The 23,041-nt window shown below is 70.1% G+C and carries 19 protein-coding genes; 8 read left to right on the top strand and 11 right to left on the bottom strand.

Annotated elements, in window-relative coordinates; genetic code table 11:
- Position 1 precedes the first annotated feature (1 nt).
- From IM738_RS00530 to IM738_RS00495, 8 genes are read left to right on the top strand one after another with little or no spacing between them, the layout of a single operon-like run.
- The gene (locus IM738_RS00530) at positions 2–724 is read left to right on the top strand and encodes an ABC transporter ATP-binding protein (protein ID WP_236963959.1); all 723 of its coding nucleotides are present in this window, start codon (positions 2–4) and stop codon (positions 722–724) included.
- Positions 721–1,458: an ABC transporter ATP-binding protein gene (locus IM738_RS00525; protein WP_236963958.1), complete on the top strand. Its 738-nt coding sequence runs from the start codon at positions 721–723 to the stop codon at positions 1,456–1,458. The genes IM738_RS00530 and IM738_RS00525 overlap by 4 nt, the downstream gene beginning before the upstream one ends.
- Positions 1,455–2,375 (top strand): branched-chain amino acid ABC transporter permease, encoded by a 921-nt coding sequence (locus IM738_RS00520; RefSeq protein ID WP_236963957.1) that lies wholly within the window; start codon positions 1,455–1,457, stop codon positions 2,373–2,375. Before IM738_RS00525 ends, IM738_RS00520 begins: the two co-directional genes overlap by 4 nt.
- Positions 2,372–3,352 (top strand): branched-chain amino acid ABC transporter permease, encoded by a 981-nt coding sequence (locus IM738_RS00515; RefSeq protein ID WP_236963956.1) that lies wholly within the window; start codon positions 2,372–2,374, stop codon positions 3,350–3,352. The genes IM738_RS00520 and IM738_RS00515 overlap by 4 nt, the downstream gene beginning before the upstream one ends.
- Positions 3,349–4,116 (top strand): coniferyl-alcohol dehydrogenase, encoded by a 768-nt coding sequence (locus IM738_RS00510; protein ID WP_236963955.1) that lies wholly within the window; start codon positions 3,349–3,351, stop codon positions 4,114–4,116. The genes IM738_RS00515 and IM738_RS00510 overlap by 4 nt, the downstream gene beginning before the upstream one ends.
- Positions 4,117–4,128: 12 nt before the next feature.
- Positions 4,129–5,316, top strand: coding sequence for an ABC transporter substrate-binding protein (locus tag IM738_RS00505; RefSeq protein ID WP_236963954.1), 1,188 nt, complete (start codon positions 4,129–4,131; stop codon positions 5,314–5,316).
- 33 nt (positions 5,317–5,349) lie between these two features.
- The gene (locus tag IM738_RS00500; RefSeq protein ID WP_236963953.1) at positions 5,350–6,237 is read left to right on the top strand and encodes a SphA family protein; all 888 of its coding nucleotides are present in this window, start codon (positions 5,350–5,352) and stop codon (positions 6,235–6,237) included.
- A 10-nt stretch (positions 6,238–6,247) separates the two neighbouring features.
- A complete protein-coding gene (locus tag IM738_RS00495) occupies positions 6,248–7,072 on the top strand; it encodes an alpha/beta fold hydrolase (protein ID WP_236963952.1) in 825 nt (274 codons plus the stop codon).
- Between the two features lie 45 nt (positions 7,073–7,117).
- On the opposite strand, the gene IM738_RS00490 is transcribed toward IM738_RS00495, so the two are convergent.
- The 11 genes from IM738_RS00490 to IM738_RS00440 form a co-directional block, all read right to left on the bottom strand.
- On the bottom strand, positions 7,118–7,504 hold the full coding sequence (locus tag IM738_RS00490) for a response regulator (RefSeq protein WP_442908535.1): 387 nt from the start codon (positions 7,502–7,504) through the stop codon (positions 7,118–7,120).
- A 47-nt stretch (positions 7,505–7,551) separates the two neighbouring features.
- The gene (locus tag IM738_RS00485; RefSeq protein WP_236963950.1) at positions 7,552–10,974 is read right to left on the bottom strand and encodes a PAS domain-containing protein; all 3,423 of its coding nucleotides are present in this window, start codon (positions 10,972–10,974) and stop codon (positions 7,552–7,554) included.
- Positions 10,971–12,032, bottom strand: coding sequence for an ABC transporter substrate-binding protein (locus tag IM738_RS00480; protein ID WP_236963949.1), 1,062 nt, complete (start codon positions 12,030–12,032; stop codon positions 10,971–10,973). The genes IM738_RS00485 and IM738_RS00480 overlap by 4 nt, the downstream gene beginning before the upstream one ends.
- A 156-nt stretch (positions 12,033–12,188) precedes the next feature.
- A complete protein-coding gene (locus tag IM738_RS00475; RefSeq protein WP_236963948.1) occupies positions 12,189–12,914 on the bottom strand; it encodes a type II secretion system protein in 726 nt (241 codons plus the stop codon).
- A 27-nt stretch (positions 12,915–12,941) separates the two neighbouring features.
- Entirely contained in the window at positions 12,942–14,270 is a 1,329-nt protein-coding gene (locus tag IM738_RS00470; protein WP_236963947.1) for a prepilin-type N-terminal cleavage/methylation domain-containing protein, read from the bottom strand.
- Positions 14,267–15,469, bottom strand: a complete 1,203-nt coding sequence (locus tag IM738_RS00465) for a type II secretion system protein (protein ID WP_236963946.1) — start codon at positions 15,467–15,469, stop codon at positions 14,267–14,269. Before IM738_RS00465 ends, IM738_RS00470 begins: the two co-directional genes overlap by 4 nt.
- Positions 15,466–17,691, bottom strand: a complete 2,226-nt coding sequence (locus IM738_RS00460; RefSeq protein ID WP_236963945.1) for a type II secretion system protein — start codon at positions 17,689–17,691, stop codon at positions 15,466–15,468. The genes IM738_RS00465 and IM738_RS00460 overlap by 4 nt, the downstream gene beginning before the upstream one ends.
- A complete protein-coding gene (locus IM738_RS00455; protein ID WP_236963944.1) occupies positions 17,691–18,962 on the bottom strand; it encodes a type II secretion system F family protein in 1,272 nt (423 codons plus the stop codon). The genes IM738_RS00460 and IM738_RS00455 overlap by 1 nt, the downstream gene beginning before the upstream one ends.
- 3 nt (positions 18,963–18,965) lie before the next feature.
- Positions 18,966–20,639 carry a GspE/PulE family protein gene (locus tag IM738_RS00450; protein ID WP_236963943.1) on the bottom strand — a complete coding sequence of 558 codons (1,674 nt, stop codon included), beginning with the start codon at positions 20,637–20,639 and terminating at the stop codon, positions 18,966–18,968.
- The gene (locus IM738_RS00445) at positions 20,623–22,137 is read right to left on the bottom strand and encodes an ExeA family protein (RefSeq protein ID WP_236963942.1); all 1,515 of its coding nucleotides are present in this window, start codon (positions 22,135–22,137) and stop codon (positions 20,623–20,625) included. Before IM738_RS00445 ends, IM738_RS00450 begins: the two co-directional genes overlap by 17 nt.
- A complete protein-coding gene (locus IM738_RS00440; RefSeq protein ID WP_236963941.1) occupies positions 22,134–22,952 on the bottom strand; it encodes a tetratricopeptide repeat protein in 819 nt (272 codons plus the stop codon). The genes IM738_RS00445 and IM738_RS00440 overlap by 4 nt, the downstream gene beginning before the upstream one ends.
- Positions 22,953–23,041 lie beyond the last annotated feature (89 nt).

Raw genomic sequence — 23,041 nt, 5'->3', positions numbered from 1 at the left:
AATGGATCTCTTGAGCGGTAAAGGCATCGTCAAGCGCTTCGGCAGCCTGGCCGTGTTGCACGGGGTGGACATCAGCATCCGGCGCGGTGAGGCGCTGGGCGTGGTGGGGCCCAATGGGGCGGGCAAGACCACGCTGTTTGGTGTGCTGGCGGGCACGCTGCCGGCCAGCGAGGGCCAGGTGTTTTTTGAAGGGCAGGACATCACCGCCTGGCCTGCGGCGACACGCTGCCGCCACGGCATTGCGCGCACCCACCAGGTGCCGCGCCCCTTCCTGGGCATGTCGGTGCTCGAGAACACGCTGGTGGCCGCACAACATGGCGCGGCCTTGCGCGGTGCGGCGGCGCTGAAGCAGGCGCAAGACGCGCTGGACCGCGTGGGTCTGGGCGCGCTGGCGGCGCGACCCACCGCCACGCTGGGCCTGCTCGATCGCAAGCGCCTGGAGCTCGCCCGCACCCTGGCCACGCAGCCCACCGTGTTGCTGCTCGACGAGATCGGCGGCGGGCTCACCGAAGGGGAGCTGCACCAGCTCGTGAACCTCATCGGCACGCTGCGCGACGACGGCCTGACCATCGTCTGGATCGAACACGTGCTGCACGCGCTGCTGCGCGTGATCGACCGCCTGGTCTGCATGGACGCCGGGGCCGTGCTGGCCGAAGGCACACCCAACGAGGTGATGGCCAACCCGCTGGTGATGAGCGCCTACCTTGGGGGTGTCGCTGCATGAGCGCAGACCTGCTGCAAGTCCAAGGCCTGCGCGCGGCGCACGGCCAGCTGGTCGCCGTGCGCGACCTGAATTTTTCCATCGCACGCGGCGAGGTGGTGGCCCTGATCGGCGCCAACGGCGCGGGCAAGACCACGCTGCTGCGCTGCCTGGCGGGCGTGCACCCCACGGCGGCGGGGCGTGTGTTGCTGGATGGCAAAGACATCACCGCGCTGCTGGCCCACCAGCGCGTGCGGCGCGGCCTGGCCATGGTGCCCGAGGGCCGGCGCCTGTTTGACGACATGAGCGTGCGCGAAAACCTGCGCGTGGCGGGCGACCACGGCCGCCCCGGCGAGTGGACATTGCCCCGGGTGCTGGAGGCGCTGCCCGCGCTGCCGCCCATCATCGACCGGCCGGCCGGCGCACTCTCCGGCGGACAACGCCAGGCCGCAGCTATCGGCCGCGCGCTCATGACCAACCCCGACGTGCTGCTGCTCGACGAAGTCTCGCTGGGCCTGTCGCCGCTGGCGGTGGAAGAGGTCTACCGCAACCTCGCCCACCTGCGCGAAGCCGGTCGCATCAGCCTGCTGCTGGTGGAGCAGGACCTGTCGCGCGCCATGGCCTTCGCCGACCGCGTGCTGTGCCTGCGCGAAGGCCGCATCGTGCTGCAGGGCCCCGCAGAGTCCCTCACCCGCGAAGCCGTCACGGCGGCCTACTTCGGCGTCGAAGCCGAGCGCCCCACGGAGACACAGCCATGACCGAAGCCTTGATCCAGGGTCTGCTGCTGGGGGGCTTCTACGCCATCCTCGCGGCCGGCCTGTCCCTGATGTTCGGCGTCATGCGCATCATCAACCTCGCGCACGGCGACCTGGCCATCGTCGGCGCCTTCGGCGTGATCGCGCTCACCGAACGTTTCGGCATCTCGCCCTGGCTCGCGCTGGCGCTGGTGCTGCCGGTGATGGCGCTGATCGGCATCGGGCTGCAGCGCTGGCTGTTCGCGCGCACGCTGCGCGCCGGCATCCTGCTGCCGCTGCTGGTCACCTTCGGCCTGGGCGCGGTGCTGCAGAACGCGCTGTATGGCGTGATGGGGTCCGAGGCCCGTTCGCTGGGCAGCGCACTGGGCGACCTGGCCTGGGCCAGCTGGGAGCTGCCGGGCGGCATCGTCGTCGGCCAGTTGCCGGTGATCACCTTCGTGATCGCGGTGGCGGTGCTGGGCGCGCTGCAGCTGCTGCTCAGCCACACGGCCCTGGGCCGCGCCATCCGCGCCGCCGCCAGCGACCCCGAGGCCGCGACCCTGTGCGGCGTGGACGCGCGGCGTGTGCACCGGGCGGCCGCCGCCATTGCGGTGGCGCTGGCCGGCCTGGCCGGCGCGGCGCTGGCCATGCAGGCCACGGTGGAACCCTATGGCGGGCCGACCTTGCTGATCCAGGCCTTCGAGGCGGTGGTCATCGGTGGCATCGGTTCGCTGTGGGGCACGCTGCTGGGCGGTGTGCTGCTGGGCGTGGCGCAGAGCCTGGGCGCGCTGTGGGCGCCGCAGGGCTTCCAGCTCGCCGGGCACCTGCTGTTCCTGGCGGTGCTGGGCGCGCGCCTGTGGCGCAACCACCGCCACCAGCTGGGCCGCCCCGCGCTACCCGGCTGGCGCGGTCTGCGCGCACGAAAGGTGGCCAGCGCATGAACACCTCAAAACACTTCGGACTGGCTGTCGCCGCCGTGCTGCTGCTGGCCTGTGTGCCGGCCTTCGCGGGCGCCTCGGTGGTGGACAAGCTCACCACGCTCTTCATCTACATGCTGCTGGCCACCACCTGGAACCTGATGGCCGGTTACGCGGGCCTGGTGTCGGTGGGCCAGCAGGCCTTCTTCGGCCTGGGCGGCTACTTCGCATTGCGCCTGGTGGACGGCGGCCTGCCGGCCTACCCCGCGCTGCTGGTCGGTGCGCTGGGCGCGGCGCTGCTGGCCTGGGTGATGTCGTTCTACGTGCTGCGCCTGAAAGACGGCGAGTTCGCCATCGGCACCTGGGTGGTGGCCGAGGTGATCCGCATCCTCGTGATGCTGGACCCGCTGATCCAGGGCGAGACCGGCACCTCGTTGATCGCGCTCAATGCGGTGGCGCCCGAGCTGCGCCGCAGCATCGGCTACTGGTTCGCGCTGGCCGCGCTGGCCGGCATGGCGCTGGCCATGGCGGTGCTGCTGCGCAGCCACGTGGGCACCGCGGCCAAGGCGATTGGTGACGACGACGAGGCCGCCGCCTCGCTGGGCGTGCGCGTGCTGCGCACCCGCCAGGCGATCTACGTGCTGGCCGCCTTCGGCGCGGCCCTGGCCGGTGTGGCCTGGCTGGCCAGCGCCATCACCTTCCTGCCGCGCACCAACTTCGGCGTGCAGTGGTCGGTGCTGATGCTGTTCATGGTGCTGGTGGGCGGCCTGCGCAGCGGGCCTGGCCCCTACATCGGCGCGCTGCTGCTGTTTGCGCTGCAAGAAGTCATGGGCGACTTCGGCGCCTGGTACCTCGCCGGCCTGGGCGCGGCCGCCGCCGGCTGCGCGCTGTTCCTGCCGCAAGGGCTGTGGGGCGCGCTGAGCCCCCACCTGTCGCGGCCCTTGACCCAGCCCCACGTTTCTTCTTCTGTTTCCACCCCCCAAGAAAGGACTGCTCCATGAACCTCCAAGGAAAAACCATCGTCGTCACGGGCTGCGGCTCGGGCATCGGTTCGGACTTCGCCAAACTCGCCCGACTGCAGGGCGCGCGCGTGATCGGCGTGGACCGCAACGACCCCATGCTCACGCTGGACGGCTTCGTCAAGATCGACCTGGGCAACCCCGCCGCCATCGACGCCGCCATGGCCCAGCTGCCCGCGCACATCGACGCACTGGCCAACATCGCCGGCGTGCCCGGCACGGCGCCCGCCGAGCTGGTGGGCCAGGTCAATTACCTGGGCCTGCGCCACTTCACGCAGCGCGTTATGGAGCGCATGGGCGAAGGCGGCTCGGTGATCAACATCGCGTCCATCCTCGGCGCCGAATGGCCGGCCCGGCTGGAACTGCACCGCGAACTGGGCGCCACCACCAGCTTCGAGGCCGGCGCCGCCTGGCTCGCGAAACACCCGGTGCCGCAGGAGACCTGCTACCAGTACTTCAAGGAAGCGCTGATCGTCTGGACCTACACCCAGTCGCAGAAGCAGTTTCTGGAGCGCGGCGTGCGCATGAACTGCGTGGCGCCCGGCCCGGTGTTCACGCCCATCCTGGGCGACTTCGTGCAGATGCTGGGCAACGAGCGCGTGGAAAAAGACGCGCACCGCATGAAGCGCCCGGCCTTCAGCGACGAGGTGGCCCCAGTGATCGCTTTCCTGTGCAGTGACGCGTCGCGCTGGGTCAGCGGCATCAACCTGCCGGTGGACGGCGGGCTGGCCTCGACCTACATCTGAGCGGAGACCGGCATGCTGTCGCGTCAACCCGGATGTTTCCCATGGCGAGCGGTGGCCGGCGCGGTGCTGGCCGCTGCGTGCGCCGCGACCGCCCTCGCCCAAAGCGAGCGCGCCATCCGGGTGGGCGCGGTCAGCGCACTCGGCATGCAGGCCGGTTTCCCGGAATCGTCACGGGCCGCACGGCGCTACTTCGATGCCGTCAACGCCGCCGGTGGCGTGAAAGGGCGCCGCATCGACTACGTGTCGCTGGACGAAGGCCCCAACCCGCAGACCGCAGCCAGCGCCGCCAGAACACTGGTGGGCGACCCGGAGGTGGTCGCGCTGGTGGGCGGCTCGGGGTTGTTTGATTGCGCGGTCAACGCCGCCACCTACGCCGCAGCCGGTCTGATCTCGCTGCAAGGGGCCTCGGTGGCGCCCGAGTGCTTCGCCTCGTCGCACATCGTGCCCATGAACAACGGGCCTTACCTGGGCCTGGAAAACGCCGTCGCGTTTGCGGTCGAGCAGCTCAGGCACCGGCAGGTCTGCCTGACCGTTCTTGATCTGCCCGGCATGGCGACCGGCTACCGGCGTTCGCTGGACCGCCTCAAGGCGCCCTTGAAGTCGGCGCTGGCCGATGTGGCCTTCATCCAGCCGGACGCGGACTTTGCCGCCGCCATCCGTGGCCACCTGGCCCGGGGCTGCGGCGCCGTGATCTTCACCGGCCACGAGCCCACCGTGCTGCGCTGGCTCGACGCGGCGCAGAAACAGGGCATGGGGAACATCGACTGGGTCTTTCTCACACCGGCCTACACCGACCAGGTGGCCAAAGCCATCCGCACACCACAGGCACGCGTGCACGCGATGGCGGAGTTCGAGCCCTGGCAAAGCGCCTCGCTGGCGATGCTGGACTGGAAGCGCGTCATGCGCGAGGGCGGCCTGCCGCTGAGCGCCCTGTCGCAAGGCGGCTACGTCTCGGCGCAGGTGTTCGTGCGCGTGGCCCGCCAGATCCAGGGGCCCATCACCCGCGCGACCTTCGCCCAGGCCTTGCGCGACATGCCGGCGACCGAACTCTCGTTTCTGGGCATGCCCTTTCATGTCGGGCAGGCGCAGGCCCATGCCCCCAACCGTTCCAGCTTGCCCGTCACCTGGCGCAACGGGCTTTGGAAGATCGCGGCGCCTGTCTGGATACAGGCGCCGCCACTGACCCCAGAGACGCGCTGACACATCAATTGTTCAACCACACGAGGAGACTTCATGAAACACACCAAGCTTTTTCTGGGCGCCGCCCTGCTCACCGCCGCCTCGGCGTCGTTCGCCACCGAAGGGGGCGGCTCGACCTACCCCGTCGGGGCCGAGAACCACCTGGCGGGCGCCGCGCCGCCACCCGGCGTCTATGTGCTGGAGTACGTCAATGTCTACAGCGCCGATCGCGTGAACGATGGCCAGGGACAGGCCGTGCCCATCCCGGGTTTCAAGGTCAACGCCGTTGCCGCAGCCACCCGCATTGCATGGGTGACCAACACCCCGGTGATGGGCGGGCAGCTGGTGGCCCACGCCATCCTGCCGCTGGTCAAGGTCAAGGTCAGCGCCGCCGGGCAGTCATCGTCGAGCTCGGGTCTGGGCGACGTGAGCCTGGGCGCTGGCGTGGCCTGGCACCACTCGCCCCAGCTGCACAGCGTGGCGGCGCTGGACATCGTGTTGCCGGTGGGCCGCTACCACGCCGCACGCCCCGTCAACGTGGGGCGCAACTACGCGTCGATCCAGCCCGCTTACCTGGTCTCGTGGATCGATCCGAACGGGCTGAATGCCGACGCCAAGATCGGCCTGAACCTGAACCGCACCAACAAGGACACGGGCTACCGTTCGGGCAACGAGCTGAACATCGACTACGCCCTGGGCTGGGGGCTGGGCAACGGTTGGGTGCTCGGTGTCGGCGGGAACATCTACCAGCAACTGTCCGAAGACAAAAGCCACGGGCAGTCGGTCCCCGGCTCCAAGGGCCGCGCCTACTCCGCCGGCCCCAACCTGAAATACGACAGCGGCAAGGGCTGGTTCATCACCGCCAAACTGGCCAAGGAGTTCAGCGTGCGCTCGCGCAGCGAGGGCACGCAGTTCTGGATCAAAACCACCATCCCGTTCTGAGGGCGTCACCATGACCGATTCATTCGTTGTGATCAACAGTGTCCGAATCCGCTGCCGGGACAGCGGCGGCGACGGGCCGGCGGTGCTGATGACCCACGGCATTGGCGAGTCGCTGGAGTTCTGGCACCGGCAGTTCGACGACCTGGGCCCGTCCCTGCGCCTGATCGCCTGGGACATGCCGGGCCATGGCCTGTCGGATGAATCCGCCGACGCCATGAGCCTGGAGGGACAGGCCCGCGTGGCCTGGTCACTCCTGGACCAACTCGGGGTTCAGCGGGTGCACCTGGTGGGCAACTCGCTCGGCGCGGCCATGTCCCTGCGCATGGCCGACCAGGCGCCTGCCCGCGTCGACTCGCTGGTGCTGGCCAATTCGGCCGCCCTGGGGCCCGAGGTGTTCGGCGCCTTCAAGCTGATGTCGCTGCCCTGGCTGGGGGAGCTGATGAACAAGCCCGGCCCCACGGCGGTGGCACAACAGATCAAGGCCATCGTCCTTCGGCCCGAGGCGATCACGCCGCACGTGCGCACCGCCATCGAACGCAATGTGCGCAGGCCCGGCGGCGCAGCCCACTTTCTGAAACAGCTGCGCGCGATGACCACGCTGCGCGGCCAGCGCGAGGCGGTGTGGACGCGGTCACACCAGATCCTGCAAGGCCTGAAGGTGCCCACGCGGATCGTTCACGGTGAGCAGGACGTGGTGCTGCCGATCGCCCACTCCGTCACGGCGCATGGCCTGTGCAGCGGTTCGGAGCTGGTGCGGCTCCAGGACTGCGGGCACACCCCCCAGCTGGAACAGCCCGGGGTGTTCAACGAATTGCTGCGCCAGTGGCTGCTGTGAGCCGCGAGACGCCTGGGACACGCGCCGGTGGACGGCGCCCCCGCATCAAAGCCGGGAGGGTCGCTCGTTGAGCACGCACCAGTACAGCTCGATGTGCTCGGCCACTTCCATGAACTTGCTGAAGCTCACGGGCTTCTCGATGTAGGAATTGACACCGAGGTCGTAGGCGGTGGTGAGATCCCGGTCTTCCCGGGACGAGGTCAGCATCACCACCGGGATGCGGCGGAAGCGTTCGTGGGCCTTGAGCTGGCGCAGCACCTCCAGCCCGCTGACCTTGGGCAGGTTGATGTCGAGCAGGATCACCGCCGGCAGGGCCTCGCCCGCCTCCCAGCGCGGAATGAAGGCCAGCGCTTCTTCGCCATCGCGCGCGACCTGCACTTGGTTGGAGAATTTCCTTTTGCTGAACGCACGCAGCGTCAGGTCCAGGTCCATCGGGTTGTCCTCGACCAGCAGGATCGGGGGGAGGTTCACACCAGTGTTCATTCGGGAAACTCCAGATAGAAAGTGGCGCCGGCGCCCGGGCTGCTCTCGCCCCGGACACAACCGCCCATGCGTTGCACCGCCTTGGCCACCAGCGCCAGGCCCACGCCCGTGCCCGGAAACTCTTCCGCCCGGTGGAGGCGCTGGAAGATGCCGAACATGCGGTCGTGGTATTTCATGTCAAAACCCACCCCGTTGTCACGCACCCACAGGATACGCCGACCGGGCGCGCTGCGGGCCCCGATCTCCAGGGAGGGGGGATGGCTGTCGGCGCTGAATTTCAACGCATTGCCGATCAGGTTGCGCAGCACCACCGAGATGCCCTCGCGGTCCAGCGCCAGCGTCAGCGGCTCCATCTGCAGGTGCACCTGCACACCGTGCGCCTCGATGTCGGCTTGGTAGGCCTCCAGGATCTGCTCCACCAGGGGTCGCAGCGCGACCGGCTCCTGTGCCATGTCGCGGCGCTCCATGCGCGAGTACTCCAGCAGGTCGCTGATGAGCGCGCCCATCTGCTGCACCCCCTGGCGGATGCGCTGCACGAACTGGCGCCCGTCCGCGTCCAGCCGGTCCCCGTAGTCGTCCACCAGGAGCTGGCTGTAGCCGTCGATGCCCCGCAGCGGCGCCTTGAGGTCGTGCGACACGGAGTAGGAGAAGGCTTCGAGCTCCTGGTTGGCCTGGCTCAGCTGGGTGGTGCGCTCGGCCACGCGCCGCTCCAGCTCCTGGTTCAGGTTCCTGAGCCGCTGTTCGGCCTCTATCGCTTCGGTGACGTCGAGCAGGGTGCCGATGTAGCGCGGCCCACGGCCCTCGCCTTCGCGCGAAATGCGGCGCACCGTGCGGCGCAGCCAGCGCACCGGCCCCCAGGCCGGGTCGGTGCGGAACAGCAGCTCACCCGCTTCCTGTGCTTTGCGAATGCGCTGCATGTCGTCCGCCACCAGGGCCCGGTCTTCGGGGTGGATGCGCGCCAGGTATTCCGCATCGTTGGGCATGCGCCCCGAGGGATCGAGGCCGACGTTGCGAAACAGCTGGGCCGAAATCGTCAGGCGCTGGGTGTCCACCTCGCCCGCCCAGCTGCCGAGCTTGACCAGCGCCTCCGCCTGTTCGAGCATTTCCTTGTAGTCCTGCAAGGTCAGCGCGGCCTCACGGTGTTCGGTCACGTCCATGGTGGTGCCATAGAGCCGCAGGGGCTGACCGTCGGCATCGCACGCGAGGCGCGCGCGCTGCTCGACATGGCGCACACCCTCGGGCGTGACGATGCGGTGTTCCAGGACCCAGTACTGGCCGGGCTCTCCCGCGGCATGGGCCCGCATGTGGGCCAGCACCCGCTCCCGGTCGTCCGGATGGAGCGACTTCAGGAACAGGTCCTCGCCGGGCTCGTCCTTCGCGGGGTCGTGACCCAGCAGGCGGAACAGGGCGTTGGACCAGACCACCTTGTTGGTCTGGAGGTCGACGCTCCAGTTGCCCAGGCGGGCCACCTCCTGAGACTCGGCCAGCAGGGCCTCCTTCTCTTCCAGGGCCTGCTGGGCGAGGGTGATGTCGGTCACGTCCAGCACCATGCCCACCGTGCGCACCGGCCGCCCGTCGCGCCACTCGGTCTCGCCCCTGACACGCAGGTGTTTGATGCGGTCGCCGGGCAGGCAGATGCGGTAGCCGGTCTCGTACACGGTGCCCTGCTCGATCGAGGCCTGGTAGTCCGCGTTCACCTTCTCGCGGTCGTCCGGGTGGATGGTGGTCAGGAAGCTGTCGTAGGACGGCTGGAAGTGGGCGCTGTCGGTCTCGTGGATGCGGTAGACCTCCTCCGACCAGACCACCTCGCCGCTGTCCAGGTCGAACGCCCAGCTGCCCATGCGCCCGATGCGCTGCGCCTCGCGCAGCTGCTGCGCGCTGCTGAGCAGCGCAGCCTCGGCCTGCTTGCGCTCGGTCACGTCCTGGATGGTGGCGAAGAGCTGCTTGACGCGACCCTGGGCGTCGCGCACGGCGCGCACGTCGAGCTCGACGTGCACCAGGCGGCCGTCCTTGCGCACAAACCGCTTCGACATCTGGTAGCCCGCGCGCTGGCCCGACATCAGTTCGTCGAACAGCGTCACGTTGCGCTCCAGGTCACCGGGTGGCGTCATCTCGGCCCAGGTCATGCGCAGCAGTTCATCGCGCCGGTAACCCAGCATCTCGCAGAGCCGGTCGTTCACCTGCAGCCAGCGCTTGTCGGCCGGCGACGAGATCGCCATGCCCAGGAACGGCAGCTCGTAGAACATGCGCAGCAGTTCGGCCTGCTCGTGCTGGGCCTGCTCGGCGGCTTTCTGCGCCGTGGTGTCGAGCAGGATGCCGCTGATGGACAGGACCTCGCCTTGCCCATCCCGCGTGAGCGAGGTCCGGTCTTCGACCCAGGCCCAGCGCCCGTCGGCGCAGCGCAGGCGGTAGGTCTGCCGGTATTCGTCGGGGCCGTGTGCGATGTACCCCGCCACTTCGTCGTGGATGCGCTGTGCGTCGTCCGGGTGAAGCAGGTCGCTGAACTTCACCTGGCCCTCCAGAAGCGCGGCCGGTGTGTGGCCCCACTGCGCCACCGATTCGCTCACGTAACTCACCGGCCAGCCCGGGGCGTTGCGCCATTCGATCACCACCAGCGGTGAGCGGTTGACCAGATCGCCCATGTGCAGCGCGCGGGCGCGGTCCGCCTGCAGCTGTTCGGCCATGCGGTCGGCGGCCTTGCCGATCAGCCCCAGCTCGTCGCGGCCGCGCAGCCCGGTGCGCACCGTCAGATCGCCCTCCCCCATGGCCTTGAGCGCATGGGCCAGCTGGCGGGCGCGCCGGAACCACAGCAGGTGCAGCAGCAAGGCCAGGGCACCGGTGACCAGCAGCGCGGCCAGGGCCTCGCGGGCCACCTCGCGCTGCACGCTGGCCCGGCGCAGCGCCAGCGCATGGCCGATGTCCACCATCACCCCCAGCCGGTGGCCGTCGACCAGCGGCACCAGGCCGGTCAGCAGCGGCTGCCCCGCCACCCGCTCGACGGTGATGGCCGACGGCAAGGGCCGGTTGAACAGGGGCGCCATCGAGGCCTGCGCCGAGGCGCCCTGCAGCACCTGGGACAGGGTTCGCCCCAGGTCCTCGCGCGCCAGCGACGCGAGCACCGCCGCCCCGGGGCCGGCGAGGTACGCGCGGTCCAGCCCATCGTGCAGCCCGAGTGCCCCGACCAGGCCACGCAGCCCCAGCGCGTTGGCCTGGCCCAGCCACACATCGATCCGGGCCTGCTCGATGCTCAGGCGCTCACGCAGCCGCAGGGTTTCCTGGCGCTCGACATCGACATCGATCTTCGCCATCTGGGCCTGGTAGCGCAGCCCGATGCCCAGCAAGGCCAGCGCGAACAGCAGCAGGGGCAGCAGCTGGCGACCCGTCATGCCCAACACCCAGCCCCGGTTCCAGGCTTTCATGGCAGGCCCTCCGCCGCCGTCACCGGACCGTCAAAGGGGAGCAGGCGCCCCCAGTCGGGGGTGTCGCGGATCAGGCCCATGGCCTTCAGGGTCAGGGCCAGGCCCGCGGCCTCCTGGCCCAGGCGCCGGGGACGACCCGACAGCAGCTCCGCCGACTGCGACGCGGTGACAAACCGCAAACCCTTGAGCGTCGCGAGGTAACCGTCCACCGTCAGGCCCGCCCCGGGCGCCAGCAGGCGCGCACTGGCTTCGGGCCGCTCCTGCAGCGCCGACACCCCCCGCTGCCAGCCGGACACCAGCTCGGCCACCTGCTGCGGCCGCGATGCCTGCGTCTGCGCCCGAACCACCAGCACATCCATGATGTCGCCGGGCATCGCCCGGCTGTCGAAGATCGGTCGGAACCCCGCATCGCGCATGGCCCCGGCCATGGGCTCGTAGGACACCGCCGCGTCCACCCGACCGCTCTTCAGCTCGGCCAGGTGCTGTGAGGTTTCCAGGTTGCGCACCGTCACCTCGTCCTGCCGCAACCCACCCGCCTGCAGCAGGCGCTGCAGCATCAGCGCACCGACCGTCGTGCCCTCCACCGCGAGGGTCTTGCCCCGCAGGTCCCGGGGGCCCGCCACCGAGGCACCGGCCAGCACGACATCGGCGCCGGCCGACACGCCGAGCACCGCCACGATGTGCACATCCACACCGTCGTCGGCCAGCCGCAGCGTTTCGTCCAGCGTCAGCGCGGCCGCGTCGAGCAGCCCGTTGCGGAAATTGCGCAAGGTCTCGGAGCTCGACGACAGCTCGATCACCTTGACCTGGCGGGCATCCAGAAGCCCCTCTTCACGCGCCAGCGCCAGCGGGTCGTACCCCACCCAGGCGTTCATGCCCACCTTGAGGGGCGCCGGGGGAAGCGGCTCGCAGGCGGCCAGCATCACCAGCGGCAGCAGCAGAAGAAGGAGCTGCGCGAGCCGCACCCGCGCGCTGCGCAGCGGCGACCAGACCGAACATCGTGGCCCGGCACGGCGCAGCCCCGGCTGCGGGCCTTCCCATCGGGTCGTGTGTGGCATGTGGGGGGTCTGGAGAGCGGTGGTTGTGTTTCATTTTGTCACCCCCAGGCCCGGGCGGGGCACCTGTGACCTGTCAAGGCCCTCAATTCGCCACAAGCGTGGCTCGCCACCCACTGTCGCGCAGGGCACACGCCTGCCGTCAGAGCGGCCCGGCGCTCACCGCATCATCTGCAGGTAGGCGGTGGTCACGGCCACCTGGTCTTCGTCGAAGGTGCGGGCGTTGGTGGTGCCGTACTGGTCAGTGTCGTCGATGCTCCAGAGCTGGCCGGTGGTGACGGCCACCGCGTTGGCCTGCACGGGTTCACGCAGGCGCCCGAAACGGGCGTCGCTGCGGCCGTCGACCTGCTGGTCCAGCATGGACACCAGCGAATACGTGGTCCCGGTCAGCACCATCACGTTGCGGGGACGGGTGACATAGGCGCCCACCGTCGCGCCCGGCTCGGCCCAGTCGACGTTCCGGAAACACACCTGCACCTCCTGCGGGTTGCCGTTGCTGTCGAGGTACACATAGCGGTCGCCCTGGCCCGCGGTGCGGCCCTCGGGCAGGCGCACGCCGGCGGCCAGAAACGCGTTCTGCAGCGCATCGCCACACAGCAGCGCGCGGCCGGCGGTGGCGCCATTGACCTGCCCCGTGGGGCTGGTGGCGCTGTCGCCGGGGGGGCGGCCGACGCCGTTGATGTAGGCCTCGTAGGCCAGTTGCCAGCCCTGCACGAAGTCGCTGGAGAGGCGCTGGTTGGCGGCCGTGCGCTGCAGGTCGCGTCCCACAGCGACGGCGCCCAGCAGGAGGCCGATCACCAGCATGCTGACGCTCAGCTCGACCATGGTGAAGCCGCGCTGGCGACGGGGCAAGCGCGGTGGTCTGGGCGAGGTACGGAGATTCATGGTGCGCATCCCGGGACAGGACAGGTGTCAGAAACCGATGGCGTCGGCCATCAGTGCGTTGCGGTTGATCGAAATGGCGAGGTCGGTGATGGCGGTGGTGCGCGCCGCGAACTCGTCGTGGGTGGCGATGGCGTCCACCAGCGAGGCGGCCGAATCGATCGTCCCCAAGGTGGCCGCCACCAATCCGGCAGCGGCAGCGGCAATGCCCACCGCCGCCAGACCGATCTGGAAGGAACGGGCGCCCACGCTCAGAATGGTGTCGCCCGTGGCGGCGAGCATGGCTTGAGCGGCGTCAGACACGCCCGCACCGGCTCCCAGCAAGCCCGCTGCCGCAGCGGCCACATCGGCCTCGGCCAGCCTGACCATCACGTGCAACTGGTCGCGGTAGTCGTACATCGCGCGCTCCAGCACGAAGGCGCCGATCGCGGCGTTGAAGTGCGCGTGTTCGGCCGCCGACAGGCCGGTCTCGCAGGCCAGCAGCGCGAACAGCTCGGTGTGGCTGGCGGCGATCACGCTGTCGTCGTAGCTGCTGGTGCCGCGCGTGTTCGCCGACTCGAAGGTGGGCGAGGTGTCGCTCGCCGTGGCGTTGGCGCCGTCGAAGGCCACACCGTCGGCGTCGGCGTCGAGCAGGCCGGGCGCTGCGATCACGAACGCGGCCGGGCGGCGCACGCCACCCGCCGAGACGCCCAGCCGGCCAGTGGGTGCACTGATCGGGTCCGAGGCGGTGTTGAGGGCCAGACACACGTCCACCTGACCGACCGACGCCTCACCGCCCAGCGGACAGGGCGGCGCGTTGGCGGCGTTGCAGGCGCTGTTCAGCGGGTTGAACGGGTCGCCCGATTCGGTGGCCCCGAGCTGGCCGGCGGCGGCCACCGGCACTGGCGGCGCGTTGCCGTTGGGCGCGCTGCCGTTCTGCGGGCGCGGGCTCGGCGTGCGCACGCGCAGCGGGTTCATGCGGTCGCGGCTCACCGCCAGGTCACGGTCTTCGGCGGCGGTGGCCGAGGGTTCCCGGTACACGCCGTAGCGCAAACGCCCGGCCTCGGGCCGGGGCAGGCCCAGGGTCTGCCAGGGCAGGAAGCCCACCTGGCGCAGCCCGCCCGTGCCCGAGGTGCACGACTCGACGCCGTTCGCGTCGGCCGCCGGGCACGGCAGGCGGTGCCGGGCGTGCAGGAACCCTGTCACCGACTGCTTGGCCTGCTGCTGCACGTCCAGCTGAAGGGCCGAGCTGCGCTGCCCCGCCGACTGCTGCCAGAACACCACCGCGCCCCAGAGCACCAGGCCCAGGGCCAGCAAGACCACCGACACCTCGACCAGCGTGTAACCCCTCGCGTGTTGCCTGATGGCGTGTTGCCTCATGGGTTGAGTCCTTTCCTGTCCAGCTCGACCCCGCGGGCCAGCGCGTCGGCCAGCGTGTTGAACACCGTGGCCGCGTAGTCGCTGGTGGCCACGAGCTTGGCGCGGGCCTCCACCAGGGCCTCCTGCGCGTCCACCAGGTCCTGCGCCGCGAGCACGGTTTCGGTGATCGCCACCGCCATGTTGACGGCGGCGATGACCACCGCGTAGACGGTCAGGCCCTCGGTGTTGGCGGCCGAGGCCAGCCCCACCAGGGTGCTGGTGGTGGCGATGGCCAGGCCCACGGCGGCCATGGTGATGCCCGTCTCGGCGCCCGAGACGCCGTCTTCGGCGGTCGTGATGTCGAACGCCCGCAGCGACCAGTATTCCTGCATCACCCGGGTCGTGTCGTACTGGGCAAAGGCCACCTGCACCGCCGCCTGGGCCGCGCTCAGCCGCGCCACGCAACCGAGGCGCGCGGAGAGGTCGGCCGGACCGACCGCCACCCCGATGTCGTCGTAGGTGGCGTCCTGCACACGGCCCGGCAGGTCGTAGCGCCAGCTGCCCCCCGCGCCCACCACGTTGTTGCCCTCGTACTGCCCGTTGAGCCCGGGGTGCACCACCGTGTAGGCCACGGGCAGTTCGGCGGCGATGTTGCCGGCCCGCAGCGTGCCGGCGGCCCCGGGGTTGTTGGCGTGGTCGCGCAACACCGCGCACAGGTCCAGCCCGTTGACCACGGAGCGCTGGGCCTGAGCCGCCGCGAGCTCGGCGGTCACCCGGCCCGCGGCCAGCACGGCGGCGGGCGCTGCGGCATCGTCCACCGCCATCACCGGCACGCCGCTGAAGCTGAGGTTGATGTCGCGCGCCGCGGGAACCGCCGCGAGGTTGAAACCGCCACCCCGGTTGACCCCGTAGTGCAGGGTGCCCAGCTCGCTGCTGAGCCCCAGGGTGCGCCAGGGCATGAAGACCGCCGTGGCATCGCCGCAGTTTTCCACGCCGCCGGTGTCGGACGCGGCGCAGGGCAGGCGGTTGCGCGAGAGCACGAAGCCTTCGATGGCCGACTGCGTCTCGCCCACCTGGCGCCGGATGTCCTGCACGTTCACGGGCTGCCGGGTGTCGGCGACCCAGCGCCAGAGCATGAGCCCGATGATGCCGAAGATCACCAGCACCACGCTCAGTTCCACCATTGAAAAGCCGCCCTGGCGGCGCAGGCGGCGGCTCATCGGGTGCCTCCCTTGATGTCGGTGTTCACCAGAATGCCCCCGGCGGCGGCCGGCGACCAGGGCGTGACCCCCGATCCGGTGACGTTGCAGGACGGCGGGTTCTGCGACTGTGCCAGCAGATCGTCGTACTGATCCTGCGCGCGCGTGACACGGTCATCCGCGCTGTTCAGCTCGGCCTGGATGCCATCGATCTCGCTCTGGATCGTGTAGGGGCTGACAAACCGGCTGGTGGTCTGCGGCTGCACCGAACCGGTGTCGCCCGAGGCGCCCAGCAAGGCGGTCATGGCGGCCTGCACGGCCGGCGCGGTGTTCACCGAGCCGTTGGGGCAGGGGTTGACCAGCGCGGGATTGCAGGCCACGAAGGCGTTCAGGGGACCAAAGGAATACTGGGTCACGTTGACGATGTTGTTGTAGGTGGTCTGGTACTGGTTGCGCGCCGCCGTGAGCGCCGGCCCGGCCAGCGCCAGCGCGGTCTGGGCAGCGGCCAGGTTGGCGCTGGCGGTGTCCCGCTCGGTGATGGCGTTGTTTCGTTCGTTGTTCAAGGTCGTGAGGTCTTGAAGCAGCAACAGCTCGCCGGCTTTTTCGGTTCGGGTGGCGATCAGGGCGTCGCGGGCCACCGGGTCGGTCGTTGCAGCGATCTGCATGTTGAGCGCGGCAATTTCGGCCTGCAGGACCGGGATGCGGGTGGTGCGGGTCGCCAGCATGGCGTCGTAGTCGGTCACCGTCGCAGACCAGTTGGTCACCAGGGTCTGGTAGTTGTTCACATCGGCTGCGGCCTCGTCGTAGGCCCTCTGCCGGGCCACATAGTCGCCCGCCGCGGCGATCAGGGGCGGCACGCGGTCGTCGATCTGTGCACTGCCCGTGCCGTTGCGGATCGCTGCATACAGGCTGTTGATCGCGTTGGTCCTTGCCGTGTTGGCGGTCGTGAGCCGGGCCTGCGCGTCCACGAGATCGGTCTGGAGCTGTGCCCGGTTGGCCACGGCGGCGTCCCGTTCGGCCAGTGCGTCGGCCAGCGGCCTGCTCACATCGACCACGGGACAAGGCACGGACGACGGTGACTGGCCGCTGTCGGCCAGCACCAGTGCATTGCCCGCCAGCACCGCCGCCGTCACGTTCGCGGCAATCGAGGCGATGCTCAAAGCGCTGGTGACGCCGGCCAGCACCGCCCCGGCCACGTGCGGCCCGATGGCGGCGCAGGCGTTCACCGCCAGGCCCAGCGAGGCACCGCACAAGGCCGCGTCGGCGGCGGCGTTGCCCCCGTCCGAGGCCGCCTCGATGATGGACGCGCTGAGTTCCACCGCCGTGATCGCCGCGCCCAGGGCCGCAAAGATCACGGCGCGTTCGGCGGCGTCGATGTTGTCCAGACGCATCTGATCGACCTGGTCGACCACGTCCAGACCGAGCGCCAGCGAGTCGATGGACTGCGCCAGCGGCTGGCAGCTGAAGGCCGCCTGCAGGCTGCTGAACGAGCGCTCCAGCACCAGGTCGTCGTAGCCGCCCAGCAGCGGTGAGCGGTTGGGGTCGTCGAAGGCGTTGACGGCATCGGGGTTCACGCCGTCGAACAGCGAGAGGTCGCCATCTTCGTCGGCCAGGCCCGGGTGCACCAGCGCGTAGGCCACGGGCCGCACCGGCGACGAGGTCACGTGCGCCAGGGCGGTGGAAAACGTGGCACCGGTGCCTTCGCCCAGGCGCTGGCAGAGGTCGGTCAGCGTCAGGATGTCGGCCTGGTAGGTGCCCCCGCTGGCGGTGGTGTCGCGCATGGCGGCGAAGGTCGGCACCGCGTCGTCGTAGGCCAGCGGCCGCCAGCTGTCGCTCAGCGTGGCCAGGTCGATCTCGGTGGTGCCGCGCTGCACGAGGTAACTCAGCTGCCCGATGGCCACGCCCGGGTCGGCGCCGGCCAGGCGCAGCGTGGTCGACGGCAGCCAGCCCTTTTGCGCGTTGGCGCCGCAGTCTTCCGCGCCGTCGCGGTCGGTGTCGGGGCACGGCAGGCGGCGCATGACGGTGGCGAAGGTGATCACCGCCTGGTCCGCCTGCGACAGGGTCGCTTTTTCGGTGCGCGCGGTCTGCACGGCGGTGCGCTCGCGCCAGCCCAGGTAGCCGGCCAGCACCATGCCCGAGAGCACGAACACGAACAGCAGCACCTCCAGCAGGCCCAGACCACGCTGCTGCCGCTGGCGCGAGAGACTGCCTCCGTTCTGACCGTGCGCGACGTGCAGGGACATCATCCGCCCCCTCCCAGCGACTGGTTCACCGACTGGCGCACCAGGTCGTAGATCGGCAGCAGCAGGGCCACGATCATGAAGATGAACAGGCCGCCGGCCAGCAGGATCAGCGCGGGCTTGATGATCTCGCTCAGCGTCTGCACCACCACGTCGAGCCGCTTGCGGTACTCCTGCGCCAGGCGGTCGAGCTGCTTGTCCAGCGAACCCGACTCCTCGCCCACGGCGATCATGCGCACCGCCATGGCCGGGAAGCCGCCGACGCGCCGCATCGACGCGCCCACGCCCTCGCCCCGCGCCACGCCGTCGCGCACCTTGAGCAGGCGCTCGCGGTAGTAGTGGTCGGTGGTGGCGCGCGCCAGCACGTCCAGGCTGGTCATGAAGTCCAGGCCCGCCCGCACCAGCAGGGCCAGGTGCTCGCTGATGAAGGCCATGCCCGACGAGGTGGCCAGCGTGCGCGCGATGGGCAGCTGGTGCACCAGCTCGTGGATGCCCCGGCGGAATGTCGGAAAGTACCGGTAGGCCCAGACCAGCAACCCAATCACCAGCACCACGGCGAGCAGGAACAGCAACAGGTACTGCACCAGCACGTCGGACACCGCGATCAGCCACTGGGTGAGCGGCGGCAGCTTGGCCTGCAGCTGCTTGAACAGCGCGGCCAGGTTGGGCACCACGTAATAGAGCCAGAAGAAGCCCACGCCCAGCACCGTGGCGAACACGAACATCGGGTAGATCAGGGCCGTGCGGATGTCGCGCCGGATGTCGATCAGGCGCTCGACGTGCGACGCCGATTCCAGCAGCATCCGGGACAGCTCGCCCGACTGGTCGCCGATCTCGGACAGGTTGCGCACGGTCTCGGGAAACACGTCGGGGTGGCGGTCGAACGACTGGGGCATGCGCATGCCCGACGACAGGTCGAGGTGCACCCGGGTCGCGATGTCGGACACGCCGCTCGAACCGGAGTCGTCTTCGATCAGGGTCTTGAGCGCGTCCATCATGGGCACGCCCGCGTCCAGCATGATGCCCATGTCGCGCAGAAAACCCGCGAGGTCCTGCGTCCGGATCTGCTTGCGGAACATGCGCAGGCGGAACTCGTTGAGCGCGTTGAGCCACTCCGGCAGACGCAGCAGGTGCAGGACCGTGCCGTCGGTGCGCTGCTCCAGGCGCAGGCGCACCGAGTGGTCGCGCTCGACCAGCAGCCGCAGGAAGCCGGTCTCGACCTTCCCGTGCGGCAGCAGCACGCGGTAGAAATAGGTGCGCAAGCCGGTGCTCATGGATCAGTCCCAGCCAATGGCGCGGCGGATCTCTTCGAGCGTGGTCTCGCCCGCGAGCACGCGGTGGCGGGCCAGGCGCGACATGGGTTTGAGCCCGCCCGCCTCGGCCAGCTCGCGCAGTTTTGCGCGGGGCGCCTCGGCCATGATGGCGTCGGCCAGCTCGCGGTGCACGGTGAGCACCTCGTAGACCGGCAGCCGGCCCCGGTAGCCGGAGCCACGGCAGCTCGGGCAACCCACGCCATGGAACAGCGTGGGCGTGTCCTCCACACCCAGCCAGGCGCGTTCTTCGTCGGTGGCCGGGCGGCCGGTGCGGCAGTGCGGGCAGACGCGGCGCACCAGGCGCTGGTTGATGACCGCGACCAGGTTCTCCGCCACGGTCTCGGCGTCCACCCCGAGCAGGCGCAGGCGCGGCACCACACCAAAGATGCCCCCCACGTGCAGCGTGGACAGCACCAGGTGACCGGTGGACGCGGCGTCGAGCGCGGCCCGCGCGGTTTCGGCGTCGCGCACCTCGCCGACCAGGATGATGTCCGGGTCGTGGCGCAGGAAGTGGCGCATGGCGCTGGCGAAGTCGTAGCCGGCGCGGCGGTTCACCTCGGTCTGGCAGGCCACGGGCACGCGGTGCTCCACCGGGTCTTCCACCGTCAGCACGTTGCGCTCCACCAGCGGCTGCACCCGCAGGGCGGCGTGCAGCGTGGTGCTCTTGCCCGAGCCGGTGGGGCCGGTGATCAGGATCAGGCCGTGCGGGCGCGCAAACGAGCGCTCCATCTCGGCCACGTCTTCCTCCAGGAAACCCAGGTCCTGGAGGCGGTCGAGGTCGCTGCGCTCGGGCAGCAGGCGCAGGGCCATGCGTTCGCCGAACTCCGAAATCAGGGTCGACACCCGGATGGTGTAGAGCGCGTCCATCAGGCTCACGGCGAAGCTGCCGTCCTGCGGCAGCCGCTGCTCGCTGGCGTCCATGTCGGCCTTGAGCTTGATGAAGGCCACCAGGCGGTCCATCGACGCCGGCATGGCGAACATGGGGCGCAACACGCCGTCGATGCGCATGAGCACCGTGCGGCTGTGGGCCGTGGGGGCGATGTGCACGTCGGTGGCGCGCTCGCGCACCGCCGTGTGCAGGATCAGCTCCATCAGGCGTTCCGGGCTGTAGGCGTGGTCGCGGTCGTCGCTCAGGCGGCGGACCTCGGACTCGATCAGCTTCTCGGTCGGGTTTTCCTTGAAATAGAAGTGCTGGTGGATCGCGTCGGTGACCGCAAAGAAGTCACCCTGCCAGAACAGCACGTCCTGCCCCACCCGGCGCTGCACCAGCGCGGCCACGGTCTCGGGCTCGGCGTCGCCCAGCAGCACGCGGATCTTGTCGCCCTCGCGGCCGACCGGCAGGAAGTTGTGAGTGACGCAGAGGTTGCGGTTGAAGGCCGCGGTCACCTCCGGATTCACCGGTGGCACCTCCCTGAATTCGAGCCCGCGGTGGATGGCCAGGTGGCGCGCCAGGTCTTTCGCACTGAGGAAGCCCAGCTCGACCAGCATGCGCCCGAGCTTCTGCCCCTCCACCACCTGTTTCTGCAGTGCGTAGTCGATCGCCACCCGGCTGACCAGCCCGCTGGCCACGAGCATGTCGCCGAGGCGGCGATGCACCACGCCCTGGGGGCTGTCTCCGCCCTCACCGTTCTTGAACATAAAACCTCTCCAATATCAATCCGCTCAGGGCATCCACGTGGCCGGTGGGCTCCAGGCCCACGCCGGTCTGAAACTGCTGCAAGGCCCGTTGACTCTTGGCCCCCCACACGCCGTCCACCGCCTGCGGGAGCAGGCTGCCGTAGTGGCTGAGGGCGATCTGTATCTGTGCCGTGGCCAGGCGCTGGTCCATGGCGTAACCGGCAGGCACCGCGCCCCAGGTCAGCCAGGTCTGGCCCTGCCGCAGCTCGGTGCAGGCATCGTCCAGCCGCGCCAGCCGCTCGCCCAGCAGGCGCTGGGTGAGTTCGCTCAGGGGCTGGCTGACCGCCTGGCGCCCGCTGGGCCAGGCGACCTTGGGTGTGCAGCCCGCGCCGGCCGCGCGGTCTGCGGCGACCAGCGTGGCCACAGCGGCCTTTGCTGCGGGTGAGGCGGCGACGGGTTCGGTGGCGGGCACCGGCAACGTCTGGGCCGGCAGAGCGGCCGCGACCGACGGGCCCGCCAGGGCGACAGCGGGCACCGCGGCCGAAGCCACCGGCGTGACCGACCGTCCGTTGAACAGCACCACCGCCGCGACCACGCCGGCCAGGGCCAGGCCCGATCCGATCCAGGCCATGGGCACACCGCGAGGCGCTGTGGTCACGGACGCAGCCACCGGGGCGGCGGCGCCCGTCGTGGGCCCGAGATCGACCCGGCTGTCTTCGATCGCCTGGCGCATCAGCGGCAGGTCGATGACGTTGCCGTTCTTGGCCGCCAGGCCATAGAGGCAGCGGTCGAGGATCACGTGGATCTGGCGCGGCACGCCCTGGGTTTCTTTCCAGAGCAACTGGCAGGCGTCGGCCTGCAGCACCAGCGTGCCGTCGTTGCCCGCCGAGTCGAAACGGAACTTCACGTAGTCCGCGATCTCGGTGCTGTTCAGGCCATGCAGGCGCGAGTGTTTGGCCACCCGGCTGCGCAGCTGGCGCAGGCTGTGCTGCGACAGCATCTCCTCCAGCTCGGGCTGTCCGGCGAGCAGGATCTGCAGCAGCTTTTCCTGATCGGTCTCCAGGTTGCACAGCAGGCGGATCAGCTCCAGCGAACTGGCCGAGAGGTTCTGCGCATCGTCAATGATGAGCAGGCAGGTCTTGCCGCTGCGGTGGTGGTCGAGCAGGAACTGGTTGAGCGTGGAGATATCGGCCGACATCGTGCCGGCGCTCTCCAGCCCGAAGTCCTGGAGGATCGCCGCGAGCAGCTCCTGCCCCTGCAGAAAGGTGTTGAACACCAGCGCAGAGACCACGTTTTTGCCCTGCAGCTCGGCCATCAGGCGGCGCACCAGCGTGCTCTTGCCCATGCCGACCTCGGCCGTGAGCAGGCAGAAGCCCTTGCGCGATTCGATGCAGTGGGCGAGCTCGACGAACTGCTCCTCCAGGTGCGCGGTCAGGAAGTAGCTGCCCGCGTCCGGTGTGTAGGGGAAGGGGTTGCGCACGAGCCCCAGCGTGGCCAGGTGGCTGTTGCGGGTGCTCATTTGGGGGCCTCACTGGCCGCGAGCTGGTCCATGGCGCTGCGCAGCGGCACGGAGCCCGGGTTGTGGCGCAGGGACCGGGACAGGATGTCGCGGGCCTGGTCGGGTCGTGCGCTTTTTCTCTCGATCGCAGCGAGCGTCAACGCGGACTGTTCATCGGCGGGCAGGCGGTCCAGCAGGCGGCGGTAGGTGCGCTGGGCCGAGCTCAGGTCGCCCGATTGGTAGGCAAACCAGGCCTCGGCGCGCAGGCGCGCGACCGAGGTGGCCGGCAACTGGGCCTGGATGGCCTGCAGGTGCCGCCGCGCGGTGGCGTCGTCCTTGTTGTCCAGCGCCTGGTTCATGCCCTCGAAACGCTCCGACAGGTCATCGGGCGCGGCCGACGAGGCGGGGGTGACCGGCGCGCTGGAGGGACCCGCCGTCGCCGGGGTGTCTTTCAAGGCCGGGGTCGGGGCGGTGCCGGTCGATGGCACCGCCGTCGGAGCCGGCACGGCATCGGCCGACACCGCCGCCGCAGGCGCTGTGGGCGTCGCCGCCTTGGCGGGTGCCGGGGCCTGCACGGCGACCGGCAGCGCATAGGTCAGCGTCAGGCTGGGCGACGCGGTCGGCAGCGGCGCCTCCATGCGGGGCAGGCTGGCCTGTCCGGGCGTGGCCTGCTCGGCCGCGTAGATGCTGTCCACGGCGGACGGTTTCGCCAGCAAGACCGCCGCGCCGACGGGCGCCGGGGCCGGGACGGGGCGCGCCTGGGCACCGCCCCACTGGCTGATGAAAAAACCGCCCAGCACACCGGCGCCGGCCATGGCCGCCCCGAGCAGGGCCATGTGGCGACCCCGGCCACCCGCGGCTGTCGGGGCGGCTGGCGGCGACGACAACGGCGGCTTCTCCGGCGAGGGGCGCGACGTGGCCGGCC

Origin of the sequence: Hydrogenophaga sp. SL48, assembly GCF_021729865.1 — a bacterium.
Classification (GTDB): domain Bacteria; phylum Pseudomonadota; class Gammaproteobacteria; order Burkholderiales; family Burkholderiaceae_C; genus Hydrogenophaga.
This window is presented reverse-complemented; position numbering and strand designations above follow the sequence as displayed.